The sequence below is a fragment of the Amycolatopsis sp. NPDC005003 genome (assembly GCF_053600695.1).
Genome location: NZ_JBSGAI010000020.1, coordinates 103024 through 122590 on the forward strand (window position 1 = coordinate 103024; position 19567 = coordinate 122590).

General features: G+C 71.5%; 17 protein-coding genes. 6 read left to right on the forward strand and 11 right to left on the reverse strand.

What is annotated here, in order from left to right; genetic code table 11:
• Positions 1-37: 37 nt before the first annotated feature.
• The 3 genes from ACWED2_RS23560 to ACWED2_RS23570 are packed head-to-tail and all read right to left on the reverse strand — an operon-like array spanning position 38 to position 5146.
• Positions 38-2164 (reverse strand): acetate--CoA ligase family protein, encoded by a 2127-nt coding sequence (locus tag ACWED2_RS23560; RefSeq protein ID WP_449692644.1) that lies wholly within the window; start codon positions 2162-2164, stop codon positions 38-40.
• 1 nt (position 2165) lies between these two features.
• Positions 2166-3395, reverse strand: coding sequence for a formyl-CoA transferase (gene frc, locus ACWED2_RS23565; RefSeq protein ID WP_449692704.1), 1230 nt, complete (start codon positions 3393-3395; stop codon positions 2166-2168).
• 14 nt (positions 3396-3409) lie between these two features.
• Entirely contained in the window at positions 3410-5146 is a 1737-nt protein-coding gene (locus ACWED2_RS23570) for a thiamine pyrophosphate-binding protein (RefSeq protein ID WP_449692645.1), read from the reverse strand.
• Between the two features lie 245 nt (positions 5147-5391).
• Here ACWED2_RS23570 and sucC point away from each other — a divergent pair, with 245 nt between their 5' ends.
• Genes sucC through ACWED2_RS23585 form a run of 3 tightly spaced genes read left to right on the forward strand, consistent with a single transcriptional unit; the run spans position 5392 to position 8300 of the window.
• Positions 5392-6537 carry an ADP-forming succinate--CoA ligase subunit beta gene (sucC, locus tag ACWED2_RS23575; protein WP_449692646.1) on the forward strand — a complete coding sequence of 382 codons (1146 nt, stop codon included), beginning with the start codon at positions 5392-5394 and terminating at the stop codon, positions 6535-6537.
• Between the two features lie 3 nt (positions 6538-6540).
• Complete coding sequence (gene sucD / locus ACWED2_RS23580; protein ID WP_449692647.1) at positions 6541-7422, forward strand: succinate--CoA ligase subunit alpha; 882 nt, start codon at positions 6541-6543, stop codon at positions 7420-7422.
• On the forward strand, positions 7422-8300 hold the full coding sequence (locus ACWED2_RS23585) for a LysR family transcriptional regulator (RefSeq protein WP_449692648.1): 879 nt from the start codon (positions 7422-7424) through the stop codon (positions 8298-8300). The genes sucD and ACWED2_RS23585 overlap by 1 nt, the downstream gene beginning before the upstream one ends.
• Here the strand turns inward: ACWED2_RS23585 and fdhD are convergent.
• The 3 genes from fdhD to ACWED2_RS23600 all read right to left on the reverse strand — a co-directional run bounded on the left by fdhD (position 8288) and on the right by ACWED2_RS23600 (position 11287).
• Entirely contained in the window at positions 8288-9121 is an 834-nt protein-coding gene (fdhD, locus tag ACWED2_RS23590; RefSeq protein ID WP_449692649.1) for a formate dehydrogenase accessory sulfurtransferase FdhD, read from the reverse strand. The two genes, ACWED2_RS23585 and fdhD, sit on opposite strands and share 13 nt — an antisense overlap.
• A 1-nt stretch (position 9122) precedes the next feature.
• Positions 9123-10442, reverse strand: coding sequence for an OFA family MFS transporter (locus ACWED2_RS23595; protein ID WP_449692650.1), 1320 nt, complete (start codon positions 10440-10442; stop codon positions 9123-9125).
• A 434-nt stretch (positions 10443-10876) separates the two neighbouring features.
• Positions 10877-11287 (reverse strand): histone-like nucleoid-structuring protein Lsr2, encoded by a 411-nt coding sequence (locus tag ACWED2_RS23600; protein WP_449692651.1) that lies wholly within the window; start codon positions 11285-11287, stop codon positions 10877-10879.
• A gap of 217 nt (positions 11288-11504) precedes the next feature.
• On the opposite strand from ACWED2_RS23600, the gene ACWED2_RS23605 reads away from it, so the two are divergent.
• A complete protein-coding gene (locus tag ACWED2_RS23605; RefSeq protein ID WP_449692652.1) occupies positions 11505-12386 on the forward strand; it encodes a class I SAM-dependent methyltransferase in 882 nt (293 codons plus the stop codon).
• A gap of 7 nt (positions 12387-12393) precedes the next feature.
• Here the strand turns inward: ACWED2_RS23605 and dinB are convergent, their stop codons facing one another.
• On the reverse strand, positions 12394-13584 hold the full coding sequence (gene dinB / locus ACWED2_RS23610; RefSeq protein WP_449692653.1) for a DNA polymerase IV: 1191 nt from the start codon (positions 13582-13584) through the stop codon (positions 12394-12396).
• A gap of 155 nt (positions 13585-13739) precedes the next feature.
• On the opposite strand from dinB, the gene ACWED2_RS23615 reads away from it, so the two are divergent.
• Complete coding sequence (locus ACWED2_RS23615) at positions 13740-14159, forward strand: hypothetical protein (protein WP_449692654.1); 420 nt, start codon at positions 13740-13742, stop codon at positions 14157-14159.
• Positions 14160-14202: 43 nt separating this feature from the next.
• Entirely contained in the window at positions 14203-14718 is a 516-nt protein-coding gene (locus ACWED2_RS23620; protein WP_449692655.1) for a 2'-5' RNA ligase family protein, read from the forward strand.
• A gap of 356 nt (positions 14719-15074) precedes the next feature.
• On the opposite strand, the gene ACWED2_RS23625 is transcribed toward ACWED2_RS23620, so the two are convergent.
• From ACWED2_RS23625 to ACWED2_RS23640, 4 genes are all read right to left on the reverse strand, one after another.
• On the reverse strand, positions 15075-16154 hold the full coding sequence (locus tag ACWED2_RS23625; protein WP_449692656.1) for a hypothetical protein: 1080 nt from the start codon (positions 16152-16154) through the stop codon (positions 15075-15077).
• Positions 16155-16163: 9 nt separating this feature from the next.
• Positions 16164-16742 carry a hypothetical protein gene (locus ACWED2_RS23630; protein ID WP_449692657.1) on the reverse strand — a complete coding sequence of 193 codons (579 nt, stop codon included), beginning with the start codon at positions 16740-16742 and terminating at the stop codon, positions 16164-16166.
• Between the two features lie 32 nt (positions 16743-16774).
• Complete coding sequence (locus ACWED2_RS23635) at positions 16775-17209, reverse strand: XRE family transcriptional regulator (RefSeq protein ID WP_449692658.1); 435 nt, start codon at positions 17207-17209, stop codon at positions 16775-16777.
• 417 nt (positions 17210-17626) lie between these two features.
• Positions 17627-19363: a discoidin domain-containing protein gene (locus ACWED2_RS23640; RefSeq protein ID WP_449692659.1), complete on the reverse strand. Its 1737-nt coding sequence runs from the start codon at positions 19361-19363 to the stop codon at positions 17627-17629.
• Positions 19364-19567: the final 204 nt, after the last annotated feature.

A 19567-nucleotide genomic window follows, 5' to 3' on the forward strand; every position in this document is an offset into this window, starting at 1 on the left:
CTTTCCTGGTAAGTGGGCCAGCCCCTGTGGAGGACGCTCAAAGCAGGCCCGCGGCCCGTGCCCAGCGGTACTTCGCGCCGAGCACCGCCACGGGCTTCTCGGTCGTGTACGGGTACGCGACGACGCCGTGTTCGTAGAGGTAGTCGCTGGCGTCCTCGACTTCGACGTCGCCGGACAGCGACGCGACGACGGGCTTGTGGATGCCCTTCGCCCGGTACTCGCCGACCACTTCGGACACCAGTTCCGCGAACACCATCGGCGGGGTGACGATGGTGTGCCAGTAGCCCAGGATCAGGGCGTGGATGCGGTCGTCCTCGAGGCCCAGCGCGATCGTGTTGCGGTAGGTCGAGGGCGGTTCGCCGCCGGTGATGTCCACCGGATTGCCGGCCGCGCCGAAGGGCGGGATGAACTTCCGGAACGCCGTGTCGAGGTCCGGCGGGATCGCCATCAGGTCGAGGCCGTTGTCGACGCAGGCGTCCGACAGCAGCACGCCCGAGCCGCCGGCGCCGGTGATGATCACGACGTTCTCGCCCTGCGGCGTGGGCAGCAGCGGGATGCCGCGGGCGTACTCGAGCAGGTCGTTCAGCCCAGGCGCCCGGATCACGCCGCTCTGGCGGAGGATGTCGTCGTAGACCTTGTCGTCGCCGGCCAGCGCGCCGGTGTGCGAGCTCGCCGCCTTGGCGCCCTGGGACGTCCGGCCGGCCTTGAGGACGACGACCGGCTTGCGCTTCGAAACCCGCTTCGCCGTCTCCGCGAACGACCGGCCGTCCTTGAGGTCTTCGAGGTGCATCGCGATGAGCTCGGTGTTCTCGTCGTGCTCGAAGAAGGTGAGCAGGTCGTCCTCGTCGAGGTCGGCCTTGTTGCCCACGCCGACGATCGAGGAGACGCCCATCTTCGCCGAGCGGCTGAAGCCGAGGATCGCCATCCCGATGCCGCCGCTCTGCGACGAGAGAGCCACGCCGCCCTTGACGTCGTAGGGCGTGCAGAAGGTCGCCGACAGGTTTTCCGGCGTGTAGTAGTAGCCGTAGATGTTCGGGCCGAGGATGCGGACGCCGTGCTTGCGGGCGATCGCGACGACCTCGTCCTGCAGCTCCACGTTGCCGGTCTCGCCGAAGCCCGACGGGATGAGGATCGCTCCGGCCACGCCCTTCTTCCCGGCCTCTTCGAGCGCCGCGGGGACGAACTTGGCCGGGATGGCGAACACGGCGACGTCGACGTCGCCGGGCACGTCGGCGATGCTCGGGTAGGCCTTGCGGTCGAGGATCTCGGCGGCCTTGGGGTTGATCGGGTGGATCTCGCCCGCGTAGCCGCCGTCGACCAGGTTCTTCATCACCGAGTTGCCGATCTTCCCGGCCTCGGCCGACGCCCCGATCACGGCGACCGACGCCGGTTTCATGATCCGGGTCATCGACGCGAGGATCTCCTCCTGGGTGAACCGGACCGGCTCCTTCGCCGCGTCCGGGTCGACCAGGATCCGGACGTCGACCGCGGTGGCGCCCCGCGCCGTCGCGAGCACCGGGTTCAGGTCCACTTCCGACAGCTGCGGGAAGTCGGTGACCAGCTCGCCGAGGCCGGTGATCACGGCGGCGAGAGCCTCGCGGTCGACCGGATCCGCGCCACGGACGCCCCGGAGGATCTCGGCCGCTTGGATCCCGTCGATCATCGAGCGGGCCTCTTCGGTGCTCGTCGGTGCCAGCCGGAAGGTGACGTCCTTGAGCACCTCGACCAGCACGCCGCCGAGGCCGAACGCGACGACCTTGCCGAACGTCGGGTCGGTGACCGCGCCGATGATCACCTCCTGGCCCTCGGTGAGCATCTGCTGCACCTGGACACCGAGGATCCGCGCTTGTGGGTCGTAGTTCTTCGCGCTGTCGATGATCTGCGCGAAGCCCGCCGTCACCGCTTCGGCGTCCTTCAGGCCGACGAGCACGCCGCCCGCCTCGGTCTTGTGCAGGATGTCCGGCGAGACGATCTTGAGCACCACCGGCTGCCCGATGGCTTCGGCGTGGGCAACGGCCTCCTCGGCCGTGGTGGCCAGGCGCTCGGCCGGCGTCGGGATGCCGTAGGCCTCGCAGACCGCACGCCCCTCGGGCGCGGTCAGCGACGCCCGGCCCTCGGCCGCCGCCTGCTCCAGGATCTTCTCGACCGCCGCGCGATCGCCCACGTCAGATCACCCCCGCCGCGCGGAACTTGTCGAGTTCCGCTTCGCTGTAGCCGAGTTCGGTCAGTACCTCGTCGTTGTGCTCGCCGAGCAGCGGCGACCGTTCGATCTCCACGGGCGAGTCGGACAGCTTCAGCGGGCAGCCGACGGTCTTGAAGCTGCCGCGCTCGGGGTGCGGGACCTCGACGACCGAGCCGAGCTCGGCCAGAGTCTCGTCCTCGATCAGCTCCTTGGTGGACAGGATCGGGCCGCAGGGGATGTTGTGGGCGTTCAGCTTCTCCATCACTTCCCACTTGGTGTGCTTCTCGGTCCACTCCTCGACGAGCGCGAACATCTTGTCCAGTTTGGACAACCGGACCTCGGGGGTGGCCCAGGCCGGGTCGTCGGCCAATTCGGCCTTCCCGATCAGGCGGGCGAGTGGCGCCCAGCCGGGTGGCTGGACGATCACGTAGATGTAGTCGTTCGGCCCGCCGGGCGCGCACTTCACCGCCCAGCCCGGCTGGCCGCCGCCGGAGGCGTTGCCCGAGCGCGGGACCTCGTCGCCGAACTGGTCGTTCGGGTACTCCCCCAGCGGACCGTGGGCCAGCCGCTGCTGGTCGCGCAGCTTGACCCGGCACAGGTTGAGCACGGCGTCCTGCATGGCGACCTGGACGCGCTGGCCGCGGCCGGTGGAGGTCCGCTGGTACAACGCGGCGAGGATGGCGGCCACCAGGTGGATGCCGGTGCCGGAGTCGCCGATCTGCGCACCGGTCGCGGTCGGCGGCCCGTCCTCGAAGCCGGTGGTGCTCATCGCGCCGCCCATCGCCTGCGCGACCACTTCGTAGGCCTTGAAGTCGGCGTACCGGCCGGGGCCGAAACCCTTGATGGAGGCGTAGACCAGCCGCGGGTTGAGCGCGGCCAGCTTCTCCCAGGGATAGCCGAACCGGTCGACGACACCGGGTCCGAAGTTTTCCACCAGGACGTCCACTCCGGACACGAGCTTTTCGAAGATCTCCTTGCCTTCGGCGCTTTTCATGTTGAGCGTGATGCTGCGCTTGTTGGCGTTCAGCATCGTGAAGTAGAGGCTGTCCACCCCGGGCAGGTCGCGCAGCTGCCCGCGGGTGATGTCGCCGCGGCCGGGGGTTTCCAGCTTGATCACGTCCGCGCCCAGCCAGGCGAGCAGCTGCGTCGACGACGGACCGGACTGCACGTGGGTCATGTCGAGGACGCGGACGCCCTCCAGTGCCTTGCCCATGCTCTGGCCTCCGCTCACTTGTACATGGTCTGGTTCATGGTTCCGGGGGCGTACACGTCGGGATCGACCCAGACGTTGATCAGCGACGGCAGGCCGGACTCGCGCGCCCGCAGCAGCGCCGGCCCGATGTCGGCGGGGTCGCGGACTTCTTCGCCGTGACCACCCAGCATCCGCGCGAACTCGTCGTAGCGGACGTCGCCGAGGGTGTTGCCGACGCGTTCGCGCGGCAGCCCGTACTTCGCGGCCTGGCCGTAACGGATCTGGTTCATCGACGAGTTGTTGCCGACGATCCCGACGAACGGCAGGTTGAACCGCACCAGCGTCTCGAAGTCCCAGCCGGTGAGGCTGAAGGCGCCGTCACCGAAGAGGGCGACGACCTCCTTGTCCGGGCGCGCGTGCTTGGCCGCCAGGACGAAGGGGATGCCGACGCCGAGCGTCCCGAGTGGACCGGGGTCCATCCAGTGGCCGGGCGACTTCGGCTGGACGACCTGGCCGGAGAAGGTGACGATGTCGCCGCCGTCGCCGATGTAGATCGAGTCCTCGGTGAGGAACTCGTTGATCTCGTGGACCAGCCGGTACGGGTGGATCGGGCGCGCGTCGGAGTGCTGCAGCGGCAGCCGCTTCTGCTTGGCCTTCTCCTCCACGGCCTGGAGTTCTTCGAGCCAGGTCTTGCGGCCGACGGCGCCGTTGTCGGTGCGGCCGGACGCGGCCTCGGCGACGGCGGCGAGGACCTGGCCGGCGTCGCCGACGATGCCGAGGTCGACGTCGCGGTTCTTGCCGACCGTGCGGTAGTCGAGGTCGATCTGGACGACGGTGGCGTCCTTCGACAGCCGCTTGCCGTAGCCCATCCGGAAGTCGAACGGGGTGCCGACGATGACGATGACGTCGGCGTTGTCGAAGGCGTACCGGCGCGAGAGCTGGAAGTGGTGCGGGTCGCCCGGCGGCAGCGTGCCGCGGCCGGCGCCGTTCATGTAGGCCGGGATGTTGAGCGTGCGGACCAGCTCGGTCGCCGGGCCGGTCGCCCGCGTGGTCCAGACCTGGCTGCCGAGCAGGATGGCCGGTTTCTTGGCGTGCACCAACAGGTCGGCGAGCTTCTCGACGTCGGCGGGGTCGCCCGCGTTCTTCGTCGAGGCGCGGTAGCGGCCCGCTTCGGGGATGCGTGCCTGCGCCAGGGGTACGCGCGCGTCGAGGACGTCACGCGGGATCTCCAGGAAGGACGGTCCCGGCGCGCCGGCGTAGGCCTCGCGGAAGGCCATGCTCACGAGGTCGGCCACGCGGGCGGTGTGCGGGACGGTGGCGGCGAACTTGGTGATCGGCGTCATCATGTCCACGTGCGGGAGGTCCTGGAGGGACCCCATCTTGTGCTGGGTCAGGGCGCCCTGGCCGCCGATCAGCAGCATCGGGCTTTCCGCGCGCAGGGCGTTCGCGACGCCGGTGACGGCATCGGTGGTGCCCGGTCCGGCGGTGACCACCGCGCAGCCGGGCTTGCCGGTGATCCGCGCGTAGCCGTCGGCCGCGTGCGCCGCGACCTGTTCGTGGCGGACGTCGATGACCTCGATGCCTTCGTCGACGCAGCCGTCGTAGATGTCGATGATGTGCCCGCCGCACAGGGTGAAGATCGTGTCGACCCCTTCGGCCTTCAACGCCTTGGCGACGAGGTGGCCGCCGGATATTTCGGCGGGTGCGGGCTCGGCGCCGTCGGTCGCTGCGGCACTCTCCCCCGCGGTCGTGCCGGTCGTGGTCAGCGCCATGGCTCAACTCCTCTGGTCCGCCACCGGATCTCTCTTGTCCGGCGGTGCGTGTCGCCTTCTCCGAGGTCAGCGGCCCCTTCGCGGCAGACTGTAGATTGCATACCGTATGGGGTAGGCATATAGTCACTCTTCAAGCAGCCCGTGTCCAGGGCCATCCGCAGGGTTTTTCCGGACTCGAAACCGGCCCCCGCGGACCACCACTCCACGCCCTTCGCCCTGCCCCGCCGCGGAAAGGACGCTCCCGCATGGACCTCTTCGAACACGAAGCCCGCGAGCTCTTCGAGAAGCACGGCGTGCCGGTCCCCCGCGGCCGCGTCGTCGCCGATCCCGCCGAGGCTCGTTCCGCGGCCGCCGCGCTCGGCGGCCCGGTGGTGGTCAAGGCTCAGGTGAAGACCGGCGGCCGCGGCAAGGCGGGCGGCGTCCGGGTGGTGCACACCGCCGACGACGCGGAGCAGGCCGCGGACGACATCCTCGGGATGGACATCAAGGGCCACACCGTGCACCGCGTGCTGGTGACCGAGGCGAGCAAGATCGACGACGAGTACTACCTCTCCTTCCTGCTCGACCGCGCCGGGCGGACGTTCCTCGCCATGGCGTCCGTCGAAGGCGGGATGGAGATCGAGGAGGTCGCGGCCACCCGGCCGGACGCCCTGATCCGCGTGCCGGTGGATCCCCTGACCGGCGTCGACTCGGCCGCGGTGGCCGCCGCGTTCCCCGCCGACGTCCGCGGCGAGGTCGCCGGCGTCGCCGAGAAGCTGTGGGACGTGTTCGTCGCCGAGGACTGCACGCTCGTCGAAGTCAATCCCCTGGCACTGACGGCCACCGGGATCGTCGCGCTGGACGGCAAGATCACCCTGGACGACAACGCGTCTTTCCGCCGTTCCTCGTCGTTCGACGACACTTCGGACGGTCATCCGCTCGAGCGGTCCGCGCGCGCGAAGGGCCTCAACTACGTCAAGCTCGACGGCGACATCGGCGTGATCGGCAACGGCGCCGGGCTCGTCATGTCCACTTTGGACGTGGTGGCGGCAGCCGCGGCCGAGGCGGGCGCCCGCGGGCCGGCGAACTTCCTCGACATCGGCGGCGGGGCGTCGGCGCAGGTGATGGTCGACGGGCTGACCGTCATCCTCGGCGACCCGCAGGTGCGCAGTGTGTTCGTCAACGTCTTCGGCGGCATCACCGCGTGCGACGCGGTGGCGACCGGGATCGTGCGCTCACTGGAGATCCTCGGGGCGCGCGCGTCGAAGCCGCTGGTCGTCCGGCTCGACGGCAACAACGTCACCGAAGGCAGGCGGATCCTCGCCGACGCCGCCCACCCCCTGGTCACCGTGGTGGCCACCATGGACGACGCCGCCCGCGAGGCGGCGAAGCTCGCGATCGCGGAGGTCTGAGCCGTGGCCATCTTCCTGGACGAGAACAGCCGGATCGTCGTCTCCGGCATCACGGGTTCCGAAGGCGCGAAGCACACGCGGCGGATGCTGGCCGCCGGGACGAACGTCGTCGGCGGCGTCAACCCGCGAAAGGCCGGGCAGCAGGTGGAGTTCGCCGGCCGTGCGCTGCCCGTCTTCGGCAGTGTCGCGGAGTCGATGGCCTCGGCCGGCGCCGACGTCTGCGTGTTGTTCGTCCCGCCGCCCTTCGTGGCCGACGCCGTGATCGAAGCGGTGGACGCGGGCATCGGGCTCGCGGTGGTGATCACCGAAGGCGTCCCGGTGCACGACAGCGCGCGGCTGTGGGCGCACGCCGTCGCGGCCGGCGGGCGGACCCGGATCATCGGCCCGAACTGCCCGGGCATCATCTCCCCCGGCCGGTCGAACGCGGGGATCATCCCGGCCGACATCACCGGCCCGGGCCGGACCGGGCTGGTGTCGAAGTCCGGCACGCTGACCTACCAGCTCATGCACGAGCTGCGGGACGTCGGGTTCTCGACCTGTGTGGGCATCGGCGGCGACCCGATCATCGGGACCACGCACATCGACGCGGTCGAAGCGTTCGAGAAGGACCCGGACACCGACCTGATCGTGCTGATCGGCGAGATCGGCGGCGACGCCGAGGAACGGGCCGCGGAGTTCGTGCGCGCCAACGTCTCGAAGCCGGTCGTCGGCTACGTCGCCGGGTTCACCGCCCCGGAGGGCAAGACGATGGGCCACGCGGGTGCGATCGTTTCGGGTTCGGCGGGCACGGCGGCAGCGAAGAAGGCGGCCCTGGAAGCGGCGGGCATCCGGGTCGGCCGTACGCCGAGTGAGACGGCGGCGCTGGCCCGCGAGCTGCTGGGCTGATGGAGCTGCGCCAGCTGGCGGTGGTGGTGGCGGTCGCCGAGGAAGGCGGGTTCACGGCGGCCGCCCAGCGCCTGCGGACGGTCCAGTCGACGGTGTCCACAGTGGTCCGCGCGCTGGAGCGGGATCTGGGCACGCCGCTGTTCCACCGCACGACGCACCGGGTCGTCCTGACGCCCGCGGGCGAGGCGTTCGTCCCCGCCGCGCGGGCCGCGCTCGAGGCGGCGGAACGGGCGCGGGCGGTGGTCTGCCCGGTGGAGGGCCGGGTCCGGCTCGGGGTGTGCCCGGGTTTGCTGGTGGATCTGCACCGGGTGCTGACGGGACTACGGCACGCGCACCCGAGCTTGGTGGTAGAGGTCCGGCAGGTGTGGCCGGAGGAGGTGGAGCGCGGCCTGGAAGAGTCTCTTGTGAACATGGCGCTGACCTCGGCATCCGGGCCGGACGGCCGCGATGTTGCCGGTGTGGCGGCCGGCACGCCGGCCTCCCCCGCGCACCGGGCAAGCCGAGCAACCACCCTCGCCACCACCGCGCTACCCGCTGAAGAGCTGGTCCTCGCCACCGCGCCCGGCGACGCGCGCCCGGCCCCCGCCGACCTCGCCGATCTCTCCTCGGTGGACTTCCCGGCCGGCTGGGCGATCCGGGAGGCGGTCGACCGCGCCTTCCCGGAGCGCCGGGTCTCCCTCGAAGTCGACGATCTCGCGGTGGCCGCCGGGCTGGTCCGGGCCGGGCTCGCCGTCTGTGTCCTGCCCGCGTCCGCCGCCGCGCGGTTCCCGGAACTCACCGTGCGGCGGTTCGAGCGGCCCGTTGCCTGGCAGCTCGCCGCCGTGCACCGGGCCGAGGCCGGCCCCGGCGTCGCCGCCCTGCTGGGTCAGCTCGCCTGAAGGCCGAGGCGGTCCGGTCGCGTGTAGACGTTCATCGACGTCCCGCGCAGGAATCCCACCAGCGTCAAGCCGAGCTCGGCGGCCAGGTCCACCGCCAGCGACGACGGCGCCGACACCGCGGCCAGCATCGGGATCCCGGCCATCGCCGCCTTCTGCACCAGCTCGAACGACGCCCGCCCGCTCACCATCAGCGCCGTGCCGGACAGCGGCAGCTCGCCCTCCCGGGTGGCCCAGCCGACGACCTTGTCCACCGCGTTGTGCCGTCCGACGTCCTCGCGCAGGCACCGCAGCTTCCCCTCGGCGTCGAACAGGCCCGCCGCGTGGAGGCCGCCGGTGCGGTCGAAGACCCGTTGCGCCGCGCGGAGTTCGCCCGGCAGCGAGGCCAGGGTCGCCGGGTCCGTCGCGAACGCATCTTCGGCGACCGGCCAAGCGACCGTCGTGCGCACGGCGTCCAGGCTCGCCTTGCCGCACAGCCCGCACGAGGACGTCGTGTAGAAGTTGCGCTCCAGAGAGCCGTCCGGTGGGGCGACGCCGTCGGCGAGCACGACGTCGAGGACGTTGTAGGTGTTGCCGCCGTCCGCCGTGGCGCCGGCGCAGTAGCGGATCGAGCGGATGTCGGCCACCGCGCGGACCACGCCCTCGCCCACCAGGAATCCGGCGGCGAGGTCGAAGTCGTCGCCCGGTGTCCGCATCGTGATCGTCAGCGCTTTCCCGGCGACCCGGATTTCGAGGGGTTCTTCGACCGTCAGCGTGTCCGGCCGTGCGGTGTGCCCGCCGTCGTGGACGCGCAGCACCCGCCGCCTGCTGGTCATCCGCCCCACGTCACGCCACCGGCAGCAGCGACTCGGGGCGGCCCGGCTGGGTCAGCCGTCCGGACAGCACCGCGCCGGCCAGGCTCAGCACCCCGGCCGCGACGAACCCCTGCTCCGTCACGAGCAGCGTGGCCGTCCCGATCCCGACCACGGCGCCGACGGCCTTGGCGCTGTAGAGGATTCCGAAGTTCTGCGCCGCCGACTCCTCGCCGAAGTACTCGCGCACCAGGCCGATGAGCAGCGTGTAGCAGCACCCGTTGCCGAGACCGGCCAGCGCGACGCCCACCAGCAGGCCGGCGGCGTGCCGGTGGTCACCGGAGTAGAACAGCACGAACTGGGCGACCCCGCCGGCGAGCAGGGCGAAGCGCAGGATCCGGTGCCGGCCGATGCGGTCGGCGAGCCGTCCGATGAGGACACGACCGCCGCCGGTGGCCGCGGCGAGCAACGCCAGCGCGGCGGCGGCGAGCCCGGGCCCGCTGCGTGCGGCGGTGAACGTGGCCAGGTAGGCCAGGTCGAACAGGAGGACGGCGGCCGCGAGCACGACCACGAGGTACAGCGAAAGCGTCGTCCGGCACCGGAACAACTCCGCCGGCCGGTAGTGCCGGACCGCGGGGCGCCGGTTGTGCGCCCGGTCGAGCGCCCACACCCGGGGTTCGGGGGTCGCGGGCCACCAGTGCCGCGGCGGGTACCGCAGCAGCGCGGCCGCCCCGGCGATGACGGCGAACACGACGGCGGCGGTGACGTCCAAGAGCACCGGACGCGCGGCCGGCAGGGCGGCGGCGAGCACCACGAAGGGGACGCTGCCGCAGGCGAAAGCCCCGCTCACGAGGCCGGCGCGGGGGCCGGTGCGGTCCGGGAACCAGGCGAGCACGGCGCCGACGCAGGTGGCGTAGACCAGGCCGGTGCCGAGCCCGCCGAGCACGGAGTAGCCGAGGAACACCGCCGGCAGGCCGGTCGCGTGGCCGAGCGTCACGAGCCCGGCGGCGCACAGGACCGCGCCGACGGCCAGCGCCGCAGGTGCGGGAAGGAGGCCGCGTTCGCGGAGCCACGCCACGGGGAACGCGACCCCTGCCTGGCAGACGGCCCACACCGCGAGCGAAAGGACGATCCCGCCGAAGGTCCAGCCGGGCAGCCGGCTCAGCGACGGCACGACCGCGCCGAACCCGTACTGCTGCACCCCGGCGGCGAGCATGGCCGCCGCGGCGACGACGGTGATCCACGTCCGGGGCCGGCCGAGCAGGTCCCGGTCGGATTCGCCGACGCGGTACCGCCGTCCGTAGACGTCCCGGACCTCACGCACCTCGGCCACGACGACCGCCTCCCACCCCACTGAAGATTGTATGCAGTATGGAGTAGTCCGAGTGTGCGCCTGTTCGAGGCAGAAGTCCACAGGGAGATCCGGGCGGCCGCCCGGATGGCCGAGCCGTCACAGGAGGGGGCCGGGTGGCGATCGAACCGGGCGAGGGAGGCGGCCCGGTGGCCATCGAGGGAGGAGGCGGCCACCGGACCGGTGCTCCACCGCGGTACCGGCCGCGCGGAGCACTGACAGTCTGGCGATCGGAGCCGCTCTCCGACAAGCTTTCGGCGGGCGTCGAATGGTGGACCGCCCGTTTGCCGGGCCGGAAACCGGATCGGCCGTCCACATCGAACCGGCCGGGTCACGGTGAGACACCGGAGGAGTACCGAACGCCACCCACGCTCAAGCGGCGACCGGACGGCGGAGCCGCGTCGGGTGACGCAGCTCCGCCGGCGCGAGCACAGCTTTCAAGACTTCTTGCGAGTCGCTCGCTTGCGCGCCGACTTGGCCTCGGCCGGTTCCGCCGCCGCGGCCTGGTCGGCCTCGAAGCCCGCGATGATCTCGCTGGACAGCCGGCCTCGCTCGGCCACCTCGTAGCCGTGCGCCTGCGCCCACTCGCGGATCTGCCGGTTGCGCTCGCGGTCGGTACCCGAGCCGGACGGGCCGGACAGCGACTGGCCGGTCGCCAGGCGGACCTTGCGGCCGCCGATGCGCCGCGCGGCGGCGACGTAGCGAGCCAGCTCGTCACGCAGCGCGGAGGCGTTGTCCTCGGACAGGTCGATCTCGTAGGTCACCCCGTCGAGGCTGAAGGGGACGGTCTGCGAAGCCTCGCTGCCGTCGAGGTCGTCCACCATCTGGACCTGAACCCGTTGCGCCATGATTCGTCGTTCCTCATCTTCTCCAGAACACGGTCGGACTGACCCTAACCTGTCGAATCATGCCCGGCACGCGCGACACCCTCAAGCGTCCACAATGGCCGCTCGGGCGAGCGGCTCGCCCGCGTCCAGAGTGACCGCAACCGAGCCGGAATGCTCGCCATCTTGTCCGAGATTTTATTTTGTGATATGCTCGAAATCGAATCGGTACCGTGGCCCCATGAACCCGACCGAGTTTTCCGCTAATGCTCCCCGCGTCAGCCAGACCGCCTTCACGGCCGCCGCCGCGCGCGCGGCACATTTGCTCGTCGACACCGAGCCGTTCATCTTCTCAGACCCTCTCGCGGTGCGCTTCCTCGGGCACCGCGCCGACGAACTCCTGGCCTATCACCGGCTCCATGGCCCGCACCCGATCCTGGCCGGCGCCCGCGCCGAAGCGACCTGCCGGAGCCGGTTCGCCGAAGCGCGCCTGATGCGCGTCAATTCCGGTATAGACCAGTATGTGATTCTGGGCGCCGGACTGGATTCGTTCGCGTATCGGACCACGGCACGACGATTCCGGGTGTTCGAGGTCGACCACCCGGCGACCCAGGCGGCCAAACGGGAACTGCTGGCCGCCGCCGGCGTCGCCGAACCGCCTTCCGTCACCTTCGTCCCGGTCGACTTCGAAGCCGATCCGCTCCGGGAACGGCTCGTCCAGAGTGGACTCGACCCGTTTCGCCCCGTGTTCGTCAGCTGGCTCGGTGTCACCATGTACCTGACCGCCCCGGCGATTGCGGCGACATTGCGCGAGCTCGGCGGATTCGCGCCGGGATCCGAAATCGTGACCGATCACCTGCTCCCCGCGGAACAGCGCGACGCGGCCGGGAGCGCCTACGTCGAAGCCGTCGGGCCGGTGGCCGCCGAACAGGGCGAGCCGTGGCGCACCTTCCTCTCCCCCGCCGCGCTGGCCGAGCTCTTGCGCGCAGCGGGTTTCGACGTCGTCGAACAGGCCGGGCAGCGGGAGAGCGTCGCCGCGCAGCTGTGGCGCCGCACCGACGCGCTGCGGCCGGCCGCGCTTTCCGCGCTGGCGCACGCGCGCATTCCCCACCGGCTCGGCTGAATTCCGCTCAGTCCGGCAGCATCGGCACTTCGAGGTCGTCGGCACGGCCGAGCAACACCGCGCGGGTGACCGCGGCTTTCCCGAACCGGTCCCGCACCGCGTCGAGGGCGGTGTCGAGCTCGGTCGCCCGCTGCCGTTCGAAGGGCAAGGCCGGCTGGAACGGGTTTTCGTCGGCCAGATTGGACAGCGCCGCGCCCAGCAGGGTGATCCCGCGGTCGGCGATCAGTGGCAGCGCGGCGACGAGCAGCTCCCGCGCCGCAGCGAGCAGCACGCCGGTGCCGGCGGTCGGATCGAGCAGCGTGTGCGAGCGGGTGGCGCGGGAGAAGTCGGCGAACCGCAGGCGGATCGTCACCGTCCGGCAGACGCGGCGGGCGGTGCGCAACCGGCGGGCGATCCGGTCGATCAGCGCCACCAGCACCACGTCGAGCTCGGCCGGCGTCCGCCTGCCGCGCCCGAGGGCCCGTTGGGCGCCGATCGAGCGCCGCCGGGTGCCGACCTCCACTCGGCGCGGGTCGTCGTTGTGCGCCAGGTCGTGCAGGTGCGCTCCGGCGGCCCGGCCGAGCAGGCCGACGAGGTCCACGTGTTCGGACGCGGCCAGCTGGCCGACGGTCGTGATGCCGCGCGCCCGCAGCTTTTCGGCGGTGACCTTGCCGACGCCCCAGAGCGCCGAAACCGGCAGCGGGTGCAGGAACGCCAGCTCGCCGTCGTGCGGGACGACGAGCAGGCCGTCGGGCTTGGCGACGCGGCTGGCGACCTTGGCGAGAAACTTCGTCCGCGCCACCCCGACGGTGATCGGCAGGCCGGCCCGCTCGGCGACGGCCGCGCGCAGCCGTTCGGCGACGTGGCTCGGCCGCCCGCCGATCCTGGTCAACCCTCCGACGTCCAGGAAGGCTTCGTCGATCGAGATGCCTTCCACCCACGGCGTCGTGTCGTGGAAGACGTCGAACACCGCCCGGCTGGCGGCCAGGTACGCCGACATCCGCGGGCGCACCACGACGGCGTCCGGGCACAGCCGGCGGGCCTGCGCGCCGCCCATCGCGGTGCGCACGCCGTAGGCCTTGGCCTCGTAACTCGCGGCGAGCACGACCCCGCCGCCGACGATCACGGGGCGCCCCTTCAGCGCCGGATCGTCCCGCTGCTCGACCGACGCGTAGAACGAATCGAGGTCGGCGTGCAGGATGGGCCCCTCGTCGGTCATAGAACACATGTTCGCATACCCGTGCGCCGAAGTCCGCTCATCCGCCTACCGCGGGTGACGTGCCGCCGGTCGAAAGTGCGCGCTTTTCCGGTTGTCCACGCTCTGTCGCCCCGCTCACACTCGACGCAACGAACGGCCCGACCACTGGGGGCGACATGACCGAGAAGTGCCGATGCGGCGACCACCACGCGTGGGCCGCACCGAGTGCGCAGGACAAGCCGGCCGCACCGCGGCAGCCGCTGCTGGCGACCACCCTGGCGCGCGAAGACCGCGTGGAGGACGCCGGCGACCTGGATCCGACCGACCGCGTCACCTGCCGCACGCACCGCCGCTGGCTGCACGACTGCGTGGCGTCACCGGTGCACACCAACCCGGCGATCGGGTACCGGTGGTGCCGCCGCTGCGACCACCAGGCGCTGGTCGCCGTGGACGAGCTGGCCGGTGAAGTGACCATCCGGTGCGGGCTCTGCGGGTCGATCCCGCACAGCCGAGCGAACCGAGAGCTGGTGGAGCTGTGCCGGAGGAGCCTTGCGCTGGCCCGCTCGAGCCGGTTCCCGGCGGCGGCCGCCGCCTGACCGCCGTGGGCTTGGCTCTCCTTCCGGCTGCCATGATGCGGGGGTGCCCTCACCCGGAACCACCGCGTTGGTGATCCTGATGCCCGCCGCCGAGCCCGCGTTGGCCGCGGCCCGGGAGGTCGATCCCGCTCTCGTCCGGCCCGGCTTGCCGGCCCACGTGACGGCGTTGTACCCGTTCCTGCCGGATGATTCGGTGACCGACGACGTCCTGGCGGCGGTGCGCTCCCTCGCGGCGGATTTTGCGCCTTTGGCGGTTCCGCTTGCGGAGTTGGTGGCGACGCCGGGGTTTGTGGCTCTCGCGGCGCCGGCTCTTCAGGCTGTCGCCGACGCGGTTTGTGCGCGGTGGCCGGAGGTGCCGCCGTACGGGGGGCGGTTCGGTCCGCGCCCGGTTGCGCACCTGACGGTGGCGATGGGTGGTTCGGAGGAGGCGCTCGGGCGGGTCGCCGAGGCCGTGCGGCCGCTGCTGCCGCTGGTCGATCGCGCGGAGGCGCTGCAGCTGGTGGCGCTCACGGACCGCGGCTGGGAGCCGCGCGTGGAGGCGCGATTCGGCGGCGCGTGAGCAGCCGCCGCAGTGAGTACGGTTGCGCAGTCGATGCGTTTATGAAGTGACTACAGTTTCGGCGCTGCTGCGATCGCGTAGTCGATACACCTTTGGATCGACTACACCTTCGGAGCGGCTACGCCGCCCGGCCGCGGCATTGCCGGGGTCACTACACCTTCGCAACAGGTTCAATTGCGTAGCCGATGCACTTTCGAGGCGGCTGCACTTTCGTGGCGACTGCACCTTCGGGGCCGTTGCACCTTCGCAACGGCTGCACTTTCGGCGCGACTACACCTCCGCAACGGCTGCACCCTCGGGGCGACTGCACCTTCGCAACGACTGCACTTTCGCACTCGATGCACCTTTGGCGTCGGTCACCGGCCGGCACCTTCGGGCGCCGCGGCGCCTTCCAGCTTGCGGTACGCGCGGGCGATTGCGCGCAGCCGGGCCACGTCCGCGGCGAACGGTTCCGTTGCCACGCCGGGCGGCTCCGTCTCGGAAGGCTCGTCCGGCAGGTCGCGCACCAGCCTCGCCGCCGTCGCGGGTGGCAGCTCCGGGGTCACGCCCGCCAGGATCAAGCCGTCGTTCGTCTCGCTCATCGCCGTCAGCAGGCGCTCGCGGCGGGACGGGCCCGCCGGGTCGATCCGGGCGATCTCCGGGAACCGCCGCGTCAAGTGCGCGCGCAGGGGGCGGAGCAGGCGGAGCGTCCGGGCGTCCCGGCGCGATGCCACCAGGCCCGGGATCGCCGGGATCGTCAGGCCCACCACGATCAGCAGCACCGACACCGCCGGGAAACCGACGTCGAGGGCGCACGGCACCGTCGAGAACGGCCCGTGGCACACCGCCTTGACCGGGTGCTCGGCCTGCAGGGCGCGGATCGTCGCGACCACCTTCCCGGCCAGGTAGGCCACCGCGAACGCCGACGCCAGCAGCAACAGCGCCAGCCCCGCCCGCAGCGCTCCCCCGCTCGCCCGGATCGTCACCGCCGCCATCAACCCGATGTCGAGCACCGCGAAGCCCAGGTACACCGTGTAGGTGAAGACGTAGACCACCAGCGTCGGGTGCGTGCGGTACAGCTCGTCGAACAGGCCGATGCCGCGCGGCAGATCCGGGGTGCTGAAGAACGTCACCAGCAACACCGCCAGCGCCACCCCGAGCGCGAACAGCCGGGTGCGGCGGCCGCGGTCGCGGGTGCCGCTGATCTCCGCGACCGTCAGGCCGATGCCGTACGCCGCGACCATCGTCGCCATGTTCGACAGCAGCCGGCCGAGGCTCGGGTAGATCTCGCTCTCGAACTGCTGCGCCCGGTTGGACAGGAAGCAGAACGCCGCGCCCAGCGCGATCAGCGAAACGGCCAGGCCCACGCCCGCGCCGGTGCGACGCGCGCGGGCCGCTCGCCAGATTCCGGCGAACAGGGCGAAGAGCCCGACCCCGACGAAAAGTATGTCGATCACGGGACGCGACTATCCCAGGAGTGCCGCCAACCGCCTAGCCTGGTCCGCCGCTCGGCCGGACGCGCCCGGCTGAACGGCGGGTGGCTCGCTCGTCGCCGCGCTCATCAGCAGGACCGCGATCAGTTCGGCCTCGTACTCGTCGGTCCCGGTCGTGACGCGGGTGAGCAGGTGCGACAACGCCCGCGGCGCCAGGTCGGGGGCGAGCTCGGCCGCCTCGGCCTCCGCCATCAGGCACGTCCCGGTGTGCGCGCACAGCATGTGGGCCAGCTCGTGGGCGATGATGTGGTCCTGGTGCAGCGCCGACGTCTGCTCGGTGTAGGCGATCAGGTCGTAGTCCGGACGGGCCTGCCACGCCCCGGAAGGCTGACCGGGCCGGTACGCGATCGGGACGAGGTCGATCTCGCGCCCGCGCCACGCCTCGAGCCCGTCGACCCAGGCGTTCATCGACCACGGCCGCGGCAGCGGGACGGCAGCGAGCAACGCGCGCACGCGCCGGCGTGCGGCGTCGCGGAGGGCCGGCAGGCCGCGCTCGTCGATGGGTCCTCCCCGGTCACCGGGCGCCAGCCGGGTGCACCGGGGCGCGAACACGGACGAGGTCATCGTAGCCGAGCCGGCCGCCGTCACTCCGGCTTCCGCCGCCGGCCGGTGCGACGCCGGGTGTCGTCGTAGCTGCTGAGCTGGTCGAGCAGCGCCGTCACCGTTTCGCGGTCGCGCGGCGAGAGCTGCATGGCCCGTTGCGCCAGGTTCCGCGCCTCGTTGTCCCGCCACGCCACGACGGCTTCGACCTGCTGGTCGACCTGACCGGCGACCTGGTCGTCGAAGAAGTACGTCACCGGCACGCCGAAGAACTGGGCGAGCGCCTGGATGTGCGAGCGCTTCGGGTCCTTGCGCGCACCGACGGCGAGCTGCTGGACGTGGGTGGCCGACATCGTGACACCGGTCTGTTCGGCGACGCCGTGCGCGATCTCCCGGTAGGAGTAGGGCTTGCGGTCCGGCGGGTGCACGGTCGCGATCAGGTGCGCCAGCCGTTCGGCGAAACTGCGCTCTTCGCTCACCACACACCACCCGCAGACATGAAACGTGACAACAGCCAGGGTAGCTGTTCCGAAAACTTGACACATCCTGTACCGGAAAGACTACGATACTCCCGTTCGGTGTTTCGGAAACGTGACACCGACCCGGGGTGGCGCAGCGGCCCGCGGGTGACTCACGTGGCCGCTGGGGGTGGCCACGCGCCTAACCCCTCCCGCCGCGCCGCCCCTCTTTCTTCCCGCGCCGGCTTGCTGCGCCCCCGACGGGCAGCGCCCGAAAGACGGCGAGGCAGGCAGCTGCCAGGACAACGCGCGGTCGCGTGCCAGAGAACAACCACCACCCAACGAGGCTGCGGCGTCAGTACGGCTGCGGCGTCAGACGGCTGCGGCCGTCCGCAGGCGGGACAGCCACCGCCCAGCAAGGCCGCAGCAGAGGGGCCGTCACGACCGGTAGACACCGAACTCGTACAGCGAATACCCGTAACCCGTGCCGCGCTGCGTGCCGTACACGCGTACGTACCGCCCGGTGGCCGGGACCGCCAGATCGTCGACGCCGCCATCGCCCGTCGTCGTGGCGTACACCGTGCGCCAGTTCGCCGCGTCGTCGCTCACCCGGATCTCGTACGCCTTGCCGAAGGCGGCCTCCCACACCAGCTGGACGTGGTCGAACGCCTGACTGCGGCCCAGGTCCACCTGCAGCCACTGCGGGTCGCTCCACGCGCTCGCCCACCGCGTCGCGCCGTTGCCGTCGGTGGCCAGCTGCGGCAGGTAGGGCGCGCCCTCCCCGTCGGCCTGGTACGTCGATGCCGTGGTCGCCGTGCCGCGTGCCAGGTTCGTGCCCGGGACCGGCGGGGCGACCACGCGCAGCGAGCGCGTCTCGATGCCGAGGTTGCCGTGGCCGTCCCTGGCGTAGAGGTAGAGCTTCCAGACCCCCGGCCGCTGCGGCGCGGTGACGGTGAACGTGCCGTTCCCGGTGAACGCCGCCGGGATCAGTCCCGAGGCGTTGTCGATGTACTTGCTGTTGTACCCCATGGTGTAGGTGATCGGGTCACCGTCCGGATCGGACACGGCGGCCGTCACCGTGAAGGTGCCGCCCGCCGGGACGTCGGTGCCCCGGCCGAGGTCCATCGACGCGATCACCGGCGGCGTGTTGCCGCCCGTCTGTCCACTGTAGAGCTTGCGGACGGCGTACCAGGAGAGCCGCTTCTCGCCGCCGGTGGTGATGTTGAACCAGACGCCGCCGAAGTCGCCTTCCGTGCCGTAGTGGAAGAGGGTGGCGCCGAGCGCCACGCCGGGGTGGGCCAGCACGCAGTTCCAGGCGGTGCCGTAGCCGTCGCGCTTCTGCTGGTCGGTCGGTTCGGCGGGCACGCCGTTGACGTCGTCCGGCACCTCCCACTCCCCGGCCGGGCCGGTCTCGGTGACCACGTACGGCTTCGCGTAGCCGCCCGCGAGCCAGTCCTGCTTCACCTGGCAGACGTGGGCGTAGGAGTTCACCGAATACAGGTCGAGGTTCGGCGCGTACGCCCGGTAGTACGGCCACGCGCCGGTCCAGGCGTCGGTCGAGGTGACCGGGTGGTTCGCGTCGATGGCGTGGATCGCCTGCGCCGCCTCGTCGACGAACCGGGTGTAGGCGATGCGCTCCTGCTCCAGCCGGTCGCCGGAGTAGCAGTTCTGCATTCCCAGGATCGACTCGTTGCCGACGTTCCACATCAGCACGCCGCGGTGCGCCCGGTACGCGGTGACCCAGGTCCGGATCTGCGTGAGCATCGCGGTCTTGTAGTTCGCGTCCGTGGTGTAGTCGACGCAGCCGCCACTGCCCGGACCGCCGCCGGGTTGCAGCCAGAAGCCGCTGACGACCTTGACCCCGTTGGCCGCGGCGGCGTCGAGCAGCGGCTGGGTCGTGCCGTCGGTGCCCCAGGTCCGGACGGTGTTGACGCCGATGGCGTGCAGTTCGGGCAGCCGCGCGGCCGCTTCGCCCACCGGTGGCCCCCAGGTGAGCCCCTTCACGAGCCACGGTGTCCCGTCGACCGTGAGCTGCCAGCTCCCCTGCGTGCCGGTCACCCGGACGACGCCGGGTCCCTCCGGCCGCGCGGCGGCCGGGGGCGGGCCGGCGAGCACGCCCGAAACCAGCAGGGCCACCAGTGCCGGGACAACACGGAGCAGCGACGTTCGGTCCACGATGACTCCCGTACGAGAGGGGAACGACGGTTGGAGAGCGCTCTCCGACACGACCGATGGTTCGGTACCAAGCCCCGCATTGTCAAGAATCGGCCGCGAACCCGACAATGACTGTCCGGCGGGCCGAACCGGTACTTCTTGACAGGTCCGCGACAAGCGGCGCATGCTGCGGGAGAGCGCTCTCCCATCCTTGGCACCCTCACC